Here is a 14,066-nt window from a genome sequence, read left to right on the forward strand (position 1 = left end):
CCTTCAAAAACGGCCTCGAATACTTCCACGCCGTTGCAGCAGGATGGAGCCTTAGAGATATGTGCATGCCCTAGGGCTTTCGCCGGGACGACACTGTTGGTGCAACGTGGGCTACCGCTCCTCCCGCACGAACCTGTTCCGCAGCGTGCCGATGCCGGTGATGTCGATCTCCACGACATCGCCGTGCTTGATGTCAGGCGAGGCACCATCCGTTCCCATCCAGATCACGTCGCCGGGCCATAACGTAAAGTATTTGGACAGCTCGACCAGGAACGGCATCACGCCGAAGATCATGTCGTTGGTGCGGAATCGGTTGGTTTCCTTGCCGTTGACCTGGACGATCGTTTCCATCCTGTCAAGGTCGGCTTCGGTCTCGATCCACGGGCCCATCGGCTTGAACGTGTCGGCGTTCTTCGAGCGCCACAGGCTGCGGTCGGCCTTCTGCCAGCTGCGCTCGCTGACGTCGTTGCCGATGGTGTAGCCGAACACGCAATCCATCGCATTCTGTTTGGTCAGGTGCCTGACCTTCTTGCCGATGACGACGACGAGCTCGCCTTCGTAGTGGATCTTGTCCGTCGCGAAGGACGGGATCATGACCTCCTCGTCATGTGCGATCAGCGCATTCTGGGCGCGATAGCCGATCTCTGGTCTGTCCGGCACTGCCGGCACTTCGCCGCGTTTGTCGGCGGCCTCCTTCAGGTGCTTGAGATAGTTCAGGCCGACGCAGTAGAAGGTGCGCGGAATCAGCGGAAGCTCGATTCTAACCTGCGACAGCGGATGCGTGCGCGAGGTCCGCTGCCATTCGCCGAAGGGATCGCCGTCGACCGCAATCACCCGGTCACCCTCGACGATTCCCCAGGACGTCTTGTCCGCGGCGGTGAATTTCAGCCAGCGCATGCCGTGTCTCCGTTGTTATTCTGCGGCATCGCGCGGCTGCACTTTCCAGTCGCCGGCAGCCGGCCGCTTCAGCCCGAGATTTTCCCGCAGCGTCTTGCCGCGATACTCCTTCTGGAACAGTCCGCGCCGCTGCAATTCCGGCACGACATGCTGCACGAAATCAGCATAGGAGCCGGGCACATAGGTCGCGGCGATGACGAACCCGTCGCAGCCGCGCTCGACGAACATTTCTTCGAGCTTGTCCGCGATCTCCTTGGGGCCGCCGACCATGGCATCCTGGACCTGACCGCGGCCGGAGAAGGTGACGAAGTCGCGCGCGCTCGGATTGCTCTTGCCGGAGTTCTTGAGCACGCCGTCGCGGATGCCCAGAATGCCCTGCATGCTCTTTAGCTCTTCAGTCGTCAGCGGCTCGTCGAGATCCTTGGAGGCGAAGTCGTAGTTGAGCGCTTCGGCCAGCAGCGACAGCGCGTCGATCTGCAGCGGCAGCTTGTTGATCAGCGCCATCTTGTCTTCGGCCTCGGCTTGGGTCGCGGCGCAGACTGGTGTCGTCAGGTTGCACAGGAACATCGCCTCCGGATCGCGGCCGGCTTTCGCGGCCTCGCTACGCACGGACGCATAGCCGTCCTTGGCGGCGGCGAGGTTGCGGGCAGCGGTGAAGATCACCTCACCCCATCGTCCTGCAAAGCGCTGGCCGCGGCCGGACGCGCCGGCCTGGATGATCACGGGGTGACCCTGGTCGGAGCGCGGCACCGTGAAGGGACCGCGCGACTTGTAGAACGGGCCCTTGTGATCGAGCCGCTTCACCTTGGCTGGATCGGCGAAGCGGCCGCTCTTTTTGTCCATGATGAGCGCGCCGTCTTCCCAGGTATCCCAGTGGCCGAGCACGATCTCCATGAATTCGTCGGCGCGGTCGTAGCGGGAATCATGTTCGGGATGAGAGTCCCGCCCCATGTTGTGTGCCTCGCCGTCATTGAGCGAGGTGACGACGTTCCAGCCGGCACGACCGCCCGACATCAGGTCGAGCGTTGCGAAGCGGCGGGCGATGTCGAAGGGTTCGAAATAAGTCGTCGAGCCGGTCGCCCCCAACCCGAGCTTCTCCGTCACCATGCCCATCGTCGTCAGCACGATCAGCGGGTCCATCTTCACGCAACGGATGCCGTATTCGACCGTGTGGGCGTGATCGTTGCCGTAGCGGTCCGGCATCGCCAGCCGGTCGTCGAAGAAGGCCATGTGGAACTTGCCGGCTTCGAGGATTTTTGCGATCTCCTGATAATAGTCTGCCGACATCGAATCGTCGCGCGAGTCCGGATGTCGCCACGAGCTCGGTAAATTCGTGCAGTTCTGGGCCTGAAGGAAGCCGACCAGTATCATCTGCCGCGTCATGCTGCTGTTCTCCGAATTGCGTCAGGCCGAAATCCGTCAGGCCAGGTCGAGGACCGTATCGAGCCTGTACTCGCGCGCCAGCGCGCGCAGCTTTTCCCAGGTCGCATCCTCGATCTCGATGCCCTCGCGCAGGCGCTGCTGCTCGCGCACGCCCTCGATCTCACCGGGATAGAATACGCCCTTGCTGCCTTCGGAGGGCGGGGTCGATTTGAGATAGCATGCGAACTCGGCGACCTCGCGCTTGAACTCCTGCAGCGGGCGAAACGCGGCGACGTTGAACACGGCCATGAAGCAGCCGTCGTTGTGCCGGCCCGTGGGCTCGACGCCGAAACCGAGGCCGGTGAGCAGGCCGCACAGGACCTCGACCATGGCGGCGAGGCCGCTGCCCTTGTAGCCCTCGGTTCCGCCGAGCGGCAGCAGCGCGCCGCCCTTGCGGTATTGGGTCGGATCGGTGGTATGTCGTCCTTCGGCATCAATGATCCATCCCCTTGGAATCTCCTCGCCCCGGGCGACAGCGAGCTGGATCTTGCCGGCCGCGACCGCCGAGGTCGCCATGTCCAGATAGAACGGCGCATCGAGGTCGGACGGCACCGCGATCGAGATCGGATTGGTGCCGAGCCGTGCCTCCTTGCCGCCGAACGGCGCCACGTGCTTCGGCGAGCGGCCGGAATCCGCCGTCGCGATCCCGATCATGCCTTCGCGCATTGCCATCAGCGGATAGGCGGCGAGGCGGCCGACATGGCTCTGCCGGAACACGGTGCAGGCCGCGACATTCGCCGTCTTCGCTTTCTCGATCGTCAACGCCATCGCCTTGGCGTTGACGTGGAAGCCGAAACCCCACCGGCCGTCGATCACGGTCGTCGTCGGTGATTCCCGGACGATGCTCCATTTGGCGCCGGGCACGATGTGGCCGGCCTTGATCCTGTCGATATAGGTGGGAACGGCGATGACGCCGTGGGAACCGTGGCCGGCGAGATTGGCGTTGACGCAGCCGTGTGCGACCGCGTCGGCCTCTTCCTCGGAAGCCCCGGCAGCCCGAAGCAGCGCGGCGCTGATGCGCGTGAGGCGGTCGGCCTGGACGATCGGCATGGCGTTTCCTCAGGTCTCGCCCTTGGCGGGCTGTGCTTGTTGGAAGCCATCGTCTCAAAGCACAGTTGCGATATCAATCTCCGGTAAACCAATACAGGGCTGCAAATTCGTAAAGGGAGCGCGTCTTTGGCCGAACCGGCATCCGGTACAGCGGCTTTTGACAGTTTCGCGACAGCTGTTTGCGGCTCGTTCACTTTGATCGACGGTTTGCGGGAACCAATAACCACCATTTAGGCCGTCGCCTTCATAAAGCTACCCGGGAGAAAATGGCAGAAATGCCGGGGAGTTGAGATCGTGCAGACGACCCTCGCGCGCACATTGGCAGCGTTGAGCGACATCAACGAAGCCATCCTTTACGCGAAGTCGCCGGACGAGCTGTACCAGAAGGTCTGCGACGCCGGGTTTTCGAGTGGGGACTTCATGGCCGTCGCCGTGTTCCTGGCGGAGCCGGATGGCCGGCGGCTGCGGTTTGCTGCCGGCTGCGGCGACGACGTTGCGCGGCTGCGTGCGATCAAGATCACCACGGAGGCCGGCACGCCGGAGGGATCGGGTGTCGGCGGCGAGGCCTTTCGCAGCCAGGGGATCTGCATCAGCAACGATTACCTGAACGATCCTCGCTCGCTCGCGTGGCGCGAGGGCGCCGCCGGGGCGGGTGTCGGCGCAGCGGCGGCGCTTCCCCTGATCTGTGGCGGTCGCAGTATCGGCGTGTTGTATGTGACGCGCTCGGGGGCAGGCACGCTCGACGAGGCGATGGTCTCGCTGTTCGAGCGGATGTCGAGCAATATCTCACATGCGCTGGAGAATTTGGCGCGCGAGACGGCGCGCCTGGATGGCGAGCGGGCAGTGCGGCGGCTCAATCGCATGTTCGGCGCCCTCACTGCGACGAATGAAGCAATCCTGCACGCCAGCACTGAGCAGGACCTATACCAGCGAGTCTGCGACGCCGCTGTGTATAGCGGCAAATCATTTGCGACTTTCGTTCTGCTGCGCGAGCCGGATTCCGAATGGCTGACGCCGGTGGCCGCGACCGGACAAAATCTGGATCTGATCAGACAGTCGCGTTACTCGGTTGATCCGGAGAGCCCCTACGGCAAGGGCATCTCCGGTGAGGTGTTCCGGAGCCAGAAAGCGATTGTCGAGGACGACCTCCTCAATCGTACCAAGGGGACGACCTGGGAGCAGACCAACGTCAATGCCGGCGCCGTCGCCTGCGTGGCTGCTCCCCTCATCAAGCGTGGCACCAGCATCGGCGTGCTGTTTTTCTTCGTGAGCAAAGCCTGGGCGAAAGACGAAGGCATCGTCGCACTATTGCTGCGCATGACCGAAACCGTATGCTTTGCGCTCGAGAACTTTGACCGCGATAAGGAAAAGGCCCAGATCGCGCTGGAGGAGGAACGGCTGGCACGCATGTACGCGGCGCTAAGCGCGACCAACGAAGCCATTCTGCGGGCGCGGTCCCGCAGCGAACTGTTTGATCTGGTTTGCGAAGCCACGGTGCAGGGCGCGAAGTTCGCCTCGACCTCGATCGCGTTGCTCGACCGCGACGCGGGACTGCTTCGCATTGTCGCATCCTTTGGACCGAACGCCGCTGAGGTGCGAACCTTCAGATTGCCGGTCAGCGACAAGGTGCCGGAGGGACGTGGGCTGACCGGCACTGCATTCCGGACGCGGCAGCCTTGTATCAGCAACGACATCCTGGCGGACGCACGCCTCGAGCCCTGGCACGCCAGCGCGCGTCGCAACGGCATCGCGTCGTCAACCGCGCTGCCGCTGTTCAATGGTGACAGAGTCGAGGGCGTATTCCTGTTCAACTCGCGCGAGCGCGGCACTTTCACGGACGAGTTTGTCGAGCTCCTGCGCAAGCTCCAGGCCAACGTCGCCTTCGCGCTGGAGAATTTCGATCGGGCCGACGAAAAAGCGCGGGCCGACAAGCAGCGTGATCGCCTGAGTGGCATGTTCGAGGCGCTGAGCGCCACCAATGAAGCTATCATGCGCGCCAAGACGCGCGAGGAGCTGTTCGAAGTCGCGTGCCAGGCCGCCGTGCTCGGCGGGGTGTTCGCCTCCGCGACAATCGCCACTTTGGACGACACACGTGAACTTGTCCGGGTGGTCGCCGTGAAGGGACGCCTGCAGGAACGAATGGTGGGACGCACCTGCCTTGTTTCCGCCGGCCATCCTGAAGGCCAGGGAATCATAGGGATGTCGCTGCGGACCCGCCGGGCCAGTGTCATCAACGATTATCTGAACGATCCGCGATCGGTGTACTGGCATTCCAAGGCGATCGAGGATGGAACCCGGGCTGCTGCCAGCTTCCCGCTGCTGCGGGGCGGCCAGGAGCCGATTGGCATCCTGCTCTTCCTCGCACCGGAAGAGAATACGTTCACACCCGATTTGGTCGAACTGCTCGGACGTCTGGCTGAAAACGTCTCTTTCGCCCTCGACAATTTCGATCGTGCCGAGGAGAAGGCCCGCACCGAGGCGCAGAAGGAACGCCTGACGCGGATGTTTGCGTCGCTGAGCGCCACCAACGAGGCGATCATGCGGGCGAAGTCGCGCGCCGAACTGTTCGACCTCGTCTGCCTTGCCGCTTCGAATGGCGCAAAATTCACCTCGACCACAATCGCGCTCGCGAGCGCCGATAGCGACCAGCTGGAAATCGTCGCCAGCGCCGGACCCGCGGCCGGCACCACGCGCACCGTCCGCCTCTCCATCGACCCCGATTGCCCGGAAGGTCGTGGGATGAGCGGCACGGCGTTCCGCACGCGCCAGCCTTGCATCAGCAACGATTATCTCAATGACGATCGCGTCCGCGCCTTCCATGCCATCGTCCGCGGCGACGGCGCGCGCTCGGGCGCGGCATTCCCGCTGGTCGCCCACGACCAGGCAGTTGGCGTCATGATCTACTTGTCGGCGGAGCCTGCCGCCTTCACCGACGAGTTCGTCGAACTGCTGCGGCGTCTCGCCGAAAACGTTTCCTTCGCGATGGAGAATTTCGATCGCGCCGACGCGAAGAACAAGGCTGACGAACGGATCGAGTATCTCGCCTCCTATGACAGCCTGACCAACCTGCCCAACCGCGAGACCTTCAATGCCGTGTTGCGCGCGGCAATCGATGCAGCGGAGCGCCATGACCATCGTTTCGCGGTGCTGTTCATCGATCTCGACCGGTTCAAGGTCATCAACGATTCGCTCGGCCACGAGGCGGGCGATTTGCTCCTGCTCGAAGTCGCCGATCGATTGCGCAGCGCTCTGCGGGCGAGCGACGTGGTGGCGCGCCTCGGAGGCGACGAGTTCGTGGTGATCCTCGACCAGTGCGGCGAGATCGACGACGTCCAGCGCATCGCGACGGAACTGCTCAGCGTGCTCGCGAAGCCGATGGAGCTGGCCGGCCACGAGTGCCACACCACCGCCTCCATCGGCATCGCGATGTATCCGGCCAATGGTGCCGACGCGCTGACGCTGACCAAGAACGCCGACATGGCGATGTATCTCGCCAAGGAGGACGGCAAGAACGGCTATCGCTTCTTCTCCAAGGAAGTGAACACGCAGTCGATCGAGCGGCTGTCGCTGGAGAGCGCGCTGCGCCGGGCGCTGGAGCGGGATCAGTTTACTTTGAACTACCAGCCCAAGGTGGACATGGTGACTGGCCAGATCACCGGCGTGGAAGCGCTATTGCGCTGGGCGCATCCCGATCTCGGCAATATCTCGCCGGCACAGTTTATCCCGCTCGCGGAGGAAACCGGACTGATCGTGCCGATCGGCCGCTGGGTGATGAAGGAGGCCTGCGCGCAAGCCATGGCCTGGCAGCGACGCGGCCTCTTGCCGGTATCCATGGCGGTGAACCTGTCGCCGCGCCAGTTCGTCGACGAGCATCTCTTGCAGGACGTCGACGAAGCGCTCGCCGCAAGCGGCATGTCGCCGGTGCTGCTCCAGCTCGAAGTCACCGAGAGCATGATGATGCGCAATGTCGGACGTGCGATCAAGGTGCTCGACGCCATCCAGAGCCGCGGCATTCGCTTGGCGATCGACGATTTCGGCACCGGCTATTCGTCGATGTCGCTGATGAAGCATTTCCCGATCGACACCATCAAGATCGACCGCTCCTTCGTGCGCGATTTGCCGCAGGACGCGGAGGATCAGGCGATCGCGCAGGCGATCATCAGCATGGGCAAGGCGCTCGGCATGACCGTGGTGGCGGAAGGCGTCGAGAACGCCGAACAGGAGGCATTCCTGCGCACCCATGGCTGCGACGAGATGCAGGGCTTCCTGATCTCCAAGCCGGTGCCGGCGCGGCAGATGGCCGAGCTGCTGCGGCCGATGGAGCTGCCCGTTGCGCCGCCGCTCCAGCCGGAGCCGGACCATGCCGCGACCGAGGCCGCGGCGCTACGGTTGAAAAGCGCTGTCGCCTGATGGCTGCGGGTGGAGCTCGCGGACGTCCTCGTCCCTGATCTCCGCCTTGCGTGGAAAATCATCCGGCCACGGAAGTGAGGTTTGTTCGGCGAAGAGCGCAATAAGGACATGCGCTCCTTCGGCAAAGCTCGAGCCGTCGTCAACGCCGAGCTCACGACACCAGGCCTGTCGCATCGGCTCGTGCGTGTCGAATACCGCCATCGCCGGACCCCACCACCAGGCCGGCGCCGGCGATCGTTCGTCCTCCGGCACGGCATGCCAGAGGATGAGCTCGTTCATCATGCGCTCGAATTGCAGGCTTGCGGCCTGATGCATTCGTTCCGTGCTCCCTTGGGTCGCGCCTGAAAGCAGGCCGATGCGCGGACTCGATTGTGGCCTTCGCTGTGAAAAGCTGGCTCGCGCTATTGGCTGAGCCGATTGTGCCGCTTGTGTCGGCGGCCATACAAAAACATACGGCGGCCGGGAAAGTTGCCGACGCGCGGCTGTGACAGTCTCTTTAGCCGCTTATGAGCCCGACCCGCAAGGCGCAATACCGGCGCCGCTGGCGTTGAAATAGCGCAGGCGAGGCTGATGACCGGCGGCGGTCTTGTCTTTGTCTAATCAGCGATTGAAGGGCCGGTTGCGGCTGAACAGCAGATAGATCGCGCGGGGGTTGGTGGTCAAATAGCGCCAGAACAGGCGGCGGGGCTCGAGCAAGGTGCGCCAGGCCCATTCCAGCCCGATCTTCTGCATCCATCGCGGCGCGCGGGTGCGGCTGCCCGACAAGAAGTTGAACAGGCCCCCGGATGTCTTGATGACGCCGACATTGGTGAGATGCGGGGTGAATTCCTCGACGAACGCCTGCTCGTTTGGCACGCCCAGCGCAACCCAGAGATAGTCCGGCGCTAGCGCGTTGATCTCGTCGACCTTCGCGCGCAGCGCCTCGCCACGGAGATAACCGTGGCTGTGGCCGACGATCTTGAGGTTTGGATACATCTTTCGGACGTTCTCGACCGCAGCGGCGTTCTCGTCCTCGCTGGCGCCGAACATGTAGAAGGTGCGGCCGACCGCTTCAGCCTTGCGCGCGACGACGTGAAACAGGTCCGTCGTGGCGACGCGCTCGGGCAGCGGAAACCAGGATTGCAGCCTGGATGCCGCCACCAGCGGCTGGCCATCGGCGTTGATGAGGTCGGCGCCGCGGAACAGGCGCTCGGTCTCCGGTTCGGTCGAGCACCGCGCCAGCACCTCGCCATTGGCCGAGGTCAGGTGCAGCGGACGGCCGATGCGATGGCGCGGATCGGTCGCCTCGATCATGAAGTCTGCGGTCGCTTCCAGGTCGAGCGCGGCCATGCGAAGGCCGCCGATGGTGATCCGCGGCACGTCGGCGGTTGCGGCCCGGCCATCGAGATTGATGCGGCGCTCAAGCATATTGTCTGCCTCGTTGGCGAGCTTGGGCCATAGGGGTGAGTTCGTCGAGCACGACGCCGACGAGCTTGCGCTCGGCGCGGCCTAGCGTGCTCAATATCTCTTCCAGGCCGTCGTTGATGTCGAGGCTGGTCGGCAGCACCGCCACCAGCGCGTCGGCATCATCGAGCAGCTTACGGCTGCCGGCCGTGAGTGGTGCCGCGGGGCCGTCGAGGATCACGAGGTCATAGCCGCCGGCGGAGCGCGCCTGCTCGATGGCCTTGCGGATGGCGTCGGTGGCCTTGCTTGCGTCGCGTTCGGCGGCCGGCAATACCGAGATGCTGTTGAGTGTCTTGATCTCGCGCGCGGCCTTGCTGCCGATCGAAAGCCAACCAACCTTGCTCGGCTCGCTCTTGCCGGGACGGTTGACCTTGTTCGAGAGCGAGTGCGCCTGGTGGTCGGCATCGATCATCAGTACGCGAGCGCCGTCGCGCGCGGCCGCGAGCGCGAAATTCAGCGCGGTCACGCTGCGCCCGGTGGTCTCACCGGCACCGACGAGCGCGATGACAGGCATTGTTTTTCCGCCGGCGCGCCGGGCCGCCGTAGCGCGCATGTCGCGCCAGGCGTTGAGCAGCGTCGTCAGTGGAAAGCCGGGGCGCAGCGTTGGCCAGCCCAGCCGGGTGAGGTCGATGCCGCCGCCGGTGGCGAGAATGGCACCGAGCGTATGGATGACGTCGGCCTCCTGGAGGCGCGCGATCAGCGGCTTTTCGATCAGGGGCTTCTCGACCATCGAAGGTTGCAGCGGCGGGGCGGCGAGTTCCGGCAGTGCCTCCGCGACTTCCGGGGCTCGCGAAACTGACTGAGGCCGGGCGGTCTCCGGCGCCCGCGAAGGCTCTGGAGTTCGCGGATCTTGCGGTAACGGAGTGCGATTGGCACGGGCCGGCGCCGGCGCGAACGCACCGGCGAGCAGCAGTTCGGCCGCGACGAACCAGCTCGATGCAGCGATTGCGCCGAAGATGAAGCCGATCATGGCGAACAGGCTCATCGCCGGCGGGAACGAGCGCCGCTGCGGCACCGTCGCCTCGCCGATGATTCGGGCCGCCGAGGTGTTCAGCGTCTCCTGCTCCTCGGTCTCGCGCGAGCGCTTGAGGAAGGATTGATAGACGTCACGGCTGGCATCGGCTTCACGCTCGAGCTCGCGCAAGCGCACGGCGGCCTGGCTGAGCTGGACACTCTGCCGCTTCTGCGCCTCCAGCGCCCGGCTGAGCGAGGCTTCAAAGTCGCGGGCGCGCGTCAAATCGTTCTTGGCGGACTGGGCGAAGCGGTCGATCTCTTCGTTGATGGTGCGCTTGAGATCCTCGACCTGCTTCTCGGTCTGGCGCAGCGCCGGATGACGCGGGCCGAGCTCGCCGGCCTGCTCCGCATATTTCTTGCGCGCGTCGGCATATTGGGCGCGCAGGTTCGCGATGGTCGGCGATTGCAGCGCCTCGGAGTTCGCGCCTGCATCTGCCGTCGTGCGTCGGCTCGCCTCGATCTGGTCGAGGCGCGCCTGCGCGTCCATCGTCGCGGCGCGGGCGGCGGAAAGCCGCTGGTTGCTGGCGGAAAGCTGCTGGTCGCTGATCAGCGCATCTTGCGTGCCGACGAAATTGTTCTGGGCCTTGTAGGTCGCGAGCACGGTCTCGGCGCTGCGCAGCCGCTCGCGCAGCTCCTTCAGGCGACCGGAGAGGTCGTTGGTGGCGCGCCGGGCGGCGGACGCCTGCGAGTTGCGGGATTCCGCGAGGTAGGCGCTGGTCAGCGTGTTGGCGAGCATCGCCGCTTTCGCCGGATCGGTCGACCAGACCTCGATGTCGACGATGAAGCTCTTCTCGGTCTTGCGGATCGTGATGTGCCGGTTCAGCGCCTCGAGAGCGGCGAGCTGCACTTCCTTTTTCTCCGTGGCGGAGGGCGCGTGGGACTGAAGGCCGATCAGCCCGAGCAGCGACGACATCACGCCTTTGCCATCGGCGCCGCCGCCGAATTCGGGATCCTTGTCCAGATCAGCCTGCTGGATCACCTGGAGCAGCACGCTGTTGGACGTGATCAGGCGCGCCTGGCTCTCGACCACCATCGACATGCCGGAGACATCCTGCGCGCGAGGCGTTAGCTCGCGGTCGACGAGCTGAAGCTCGCGCGGGTCGACATAGAGCTGGGCGGTGGCGGTGTAGCGGGGCGTCAGGCTCTTGCCCACGGTGACGGCAAGCGTCGCACCGAGCAGCGCGGCAACGGCAATCGCGATCTTCCGCCGCCAGAGCAGGTTGACCAGCTCCAGCACGTTGAAGCCGGCCTGAGGCCGCTGCTGCGGGGCCTCCGGTCTGGCCCGATCTATCGGCTGGTTATAGTCAAGCATGATCCCCAGCTTTCATTCCAAGTGCCGCGTGCTGAGGGGGTACTCTTCGCTCTACGCCACGCACCTCAGATATAGGTGCCCACTCAACGCAACAGGGAAAATTAACCATACTCATTGAGGGACTATTCACCGAAATGGCAAACAAAGCGTTTAAGCGCATGCCGCTCTTCGACGCGTCGCCGTGACGCGTGCGATGGCGCGGTCCTTGAGAGATTAACGGTTCGTTACCCCGTGCGACGTGGCCGCGAGGCTTCGCTGGTCTTGCGATCGGCCGCGCGCGCACCATGGCCGTCAGCTTTTCCGCAGGATGACGTGATAATCGCCGCGGCGGACGTCGGTCCCGCGCGGGAACACGGCGTTGAGCACGGCGGCGCCGGCGTCGACCAAGGCTGCGAACAGCGGCTTGCGCCGGCGCATCTCTGGATAGCGCGGGCTCTCGACCTCACGGCGGTAGATCATCTCGAGGCCATTGGCGGCGGCGAACACTTCGAGCCTCGGCAGCGACACCAGGGGATGGAAGAAGGTCGGGAACGGCGGCTCGCCCGGCAAGCCGGCGTCCTTGATGCCTCGGATGTGCCGGTAGAACCAGACGTGGAACCAGTGCGGCGAGTATTTGGTGACGACCCCGGACAACGAGCGCGGATTGGGCGCGCCGATCAGGATCATCCCGCCGCGCTTGAGCGCATCGCGGAAATTCAGGAGTGCGGCGTCGACGTTGGGAAGATGTTCGATCACGTTGTAGCAGATCACCAGATCGAAGGTCTCGCGCCCGAAGCGGTAGGTCTGGACGTCGCCGAGGATCGCTTCGTCCGCGTAGCTGTTGTTGCGAACCTGGTCCTCGTCGATGTCGACGACCGTGACCTTGCTGCGGCTCAGCAATTCCGGTGGCAGCACGCTGCACGAGCCGCCTCCGGCTTCGTAGGTGGCGAGCTGGCCCTGCGGCAGTTCGCGGCGCAGTAGGTCGTGAACGGCGAGCAGGCTGTCGCGGGCTTCACCGGGGACGAGATCGTGTAGCGCCTGAGTGTGGGCGATGGCCGCGGGAATCTGAACCGCCGTGGCTGTCGCCAAATCGATCGTGGCTGGCTTGTTCATATTTTTTTCTGACCGCGCTTGTTCGACTTAAATTTACAGGAAAAATCTCGTGTAGCCGTAGAGCAAATCCGATGCCGCGACGCTTCACCCGTCACGGTGCTTACGATCGGGTTAATGGGCATGTGCGTTAACTACGGCATCGTCCGCGCCAGCCGCCATCGGCGCGGTGGACCGCGAATTGCAGTATCACGCGCGCAAGGTTTCGCAGCAGAAGCACCGCGAAAGCGGTTGAACATATGGATGGCCGAACATCGTCGGCGCGGCGCCGTCGCGAGGCTCAAACCGGTCGTTCATTTTGGGACGGATTCGTCCCGCGGCGATGTGCCGTCGCGGGACGGCGCTGATCCCCGGGATCGAAGCAGGGCTTTTTCAATCTATCTCGGACATCTAGAACGTCATGACATTGATTCCGACAGACCTGTCCGCCACGCGTATTTCGGATGCCGTGCGCGATCCCAACCGGGAGATCGCGGCCAGCTCGCGGATTATCGACCTGTCGGTTGGTATCGTCGTCTGCATCCCCTGCTTCCGCCGCCCGCAGCATCTGCGGTTGACGCTGGACTCGCTCGCCAGCCAACGCACCCCGCGCTCGTTCGCCGTCGTCATGGTCGAGAACGATGCGGTCCGGCGCGAAAGCGCGCCGGTGGCCGCGGAATATCTCGCCGACGGCAGGCTTCAGGGTGTCTGCCTGGTCGAGAAACGGCAAGGCAACGTTCAGGCGATCAACGCTGCCTTCGAGACGGCGCTGGCGCTGTTTCCCGCCGCGACCCGGTTCCTGATGATCGACGACGACGAGATCGCTTCGCCCGATTGGCTCGAGCTGATGGTCCGCACCGCGGAGGCGACCGGCGCCGCTCTGGTCGGCGGGCCGGTGCTGCCGGTCTTCGAGGACCGCAGCATGCCCTGGCTTTCGCGCCACCCCGTTTTCTGTCCCGCCTATGATTACAGCGGCGCTGTGCCCCTGATCTACGGCTGCGGCAATTGCCTGATCACGCGTGCGGCGTTCGAGAGGTTCGCCCGTCCCGCCTTCGACCCGCGCTTCAACTTCCTCGGGGGCGGCGACTGCGATTTCTTCGTGCGCTGCCGCAATGCCGGCATGACGTTCCACTGGACGGCGGAGGCTGTCATCACCGAGACGGTGCCGCAAAGCCGCACTCGTTTCGGCTGGATCGCGAAGCGAGGCCTGCGCATCGGTGCCATCAACTATCGTGTGCAGTCCAAGTCCGCGCACGGCGCAGCGGCGCGAGTGTGGGTGTTTGCGCAGATGCTCGGGAGGTTGCCGTTAGCGCTAGTGCGCGCGGCCGCTCTGCTGAAATCGTCGAAAGCCGTCGTCGCGATGCATCCCGTGATGGTCGCGCTCGGCTCGGCGCTCGCCGCGTTCGGTATCGAGCCGAAACCCTATAAGGCCTCGAAGATCGTGTCCTGA

9 protein-coding genes are annotated in these 14,066 nt (G+C 64.4%); 2 read left to right on the forward strand and 7 right to left on the reverse strand.

The features are described from left to right. Window positions 1–111 precede the first annotated feature (111 nt). The 3 genes from AC0L21_RS32225 to AC0L21_RS32235 are packed head-to-tail and all read right to left on the reverse strand — an operon-like array spanning window position 112 to window position 3,369. Entirely contained in the window at window positions 112–897 is a 786-nt protein-coding gene (locus AC0L21_RS32225) for a fumarylacetoacetate hydrolase family protein (protein WP_473265712.1), read from the reverse strand. A gap of 15 nt (window positions 898–912) precedes the next feature. Then, window positions 913–2,280, reverse strand: a complete 1,368-nt coding sequence (locus AC0L21_RS32230) for an LLM class flavin-dependent oxidoreductase (protein WP_473265713.1) — start codon at window positions 2,278–2,280, stop codon at window positions 913–915. A gap of 36 nt (window positions 2,281–2,316) precedes the next feature. Next, window positions 2,317–3,369 carry an Ldh family oxidoreductase gene (locus AC0L21_RS32235; RefSeq protein ID WP_473265714.1) on the reverse strand — a complete coding sequence of 351 codons (1,053 nt, stop codon included), beginning with the start codon at window positions 3,367–3,369 and terminating at the stop codon, window positions 2,317–2,319. Window positions 3,370–3,663: 294 nt separating this feature from the next. Between AC0L21_RS32235 and AC0L21_RS32240 the strand changes: the two genes are divergently transcribed. After that, window positions 3,664–7,779 carry a GAF domain-containing protein gene (locus AC0L21_RS32240; protein ID WP_473265715.1) on the forward strand — a complete coding sequence of 1,372 codons (4,116 nt, stop codon included), beginning with the start codon at window positions 3,664–3,666 and terminating at the stop codon, window positions 7,777–7,779. On the opposite strand, the gene AC0L21_RS32245 is transcribed toward AC0L21_RS32240, so the two are convergent. The 4 genes from AC0L21_RS32245 to AC0L21_RS32260 form a co-directional block, all read right to left on the reverse strand. Further along, window positions 7,753–8,094 (reverse strand): hypothetical protein, encoded by a 342-nt coding sequence (locus AC0L21_RS32245; RefSeq protein ID WP_473265716.1) that lies wholly within the window; start codon window positions 8,092–8,094, stop codon window positions 7,753–7,755. The genes AC0L21_RS32240 and AC0L21_RS32245 overlap by 27 nt on opposite strands. A gap of 285 nt (window positions 8,095–8,379) precedes the next feature. Continuing rightward, window positions 8,380–9,186 carry a WecB/TagA/CpsF family glycosyltransferase gene (locus AC0L21_RS32250; RefSeq protein ID WP_473265717.1) on the reverse strand — a complete coding sequence of 269 codons (807 nt, stop codon included), beginning with the start codon at window positions 9,184–9,186 and terminating at the stop codon, window positions 8,380–8,382. Beyond that, the gene (locus AC0L21_RS32255) at window positions 9,179–11,548 is read right to left on the reverse strand and encodes an exopolysaccharide transport family protein (RefSeq protein ID WP_473265718.1); all 2,370 of its coding nucleotides are present in this window, start codon (window positions 11,546–11,548) and stop codon (window positions 9,179–9,181) included. The genes AC0L21_RS32250 and AC0L21_RS32255 overlap by 8 nt, the downstream gene beginning before the upstream one ends. Before the next feature lie 291 nt (window positions 11,549–11,839). After that, the gene (locus AC0L21_RS32260) at window positions 11,840–12,640 is read right to left on the reverse strand and encodes a class I SAM-dependent methyltransferase (protein ID WP_473265719.1); all 801 of its coding nucleotides are present in this window, start codon (window positions 12,638–12,640) and stop codon (window positions 11,840–11,842) included. A 397-nt stretch (window positions 12,641–13,037) separates the two neighbouring features. On the opposite strand from AC0L21_RS32260, the gene AC0L21_RS32265 reads away from it, so the two are divergent. Continuing rightward, complete coding sequence (locus AC0L21_RS32265) at window positions 13,038–14,066, forward strand: glycosyltransferase family 2 protein (protein WP_473265720.1); 1,029 nt, start codon at window positions 13,038–13,040, stop codon at window positions 14,064–14,066.

It is taken from the genome of Bradyrhizobium sp. WSM4873 (genome assembly GCF_055811355.1).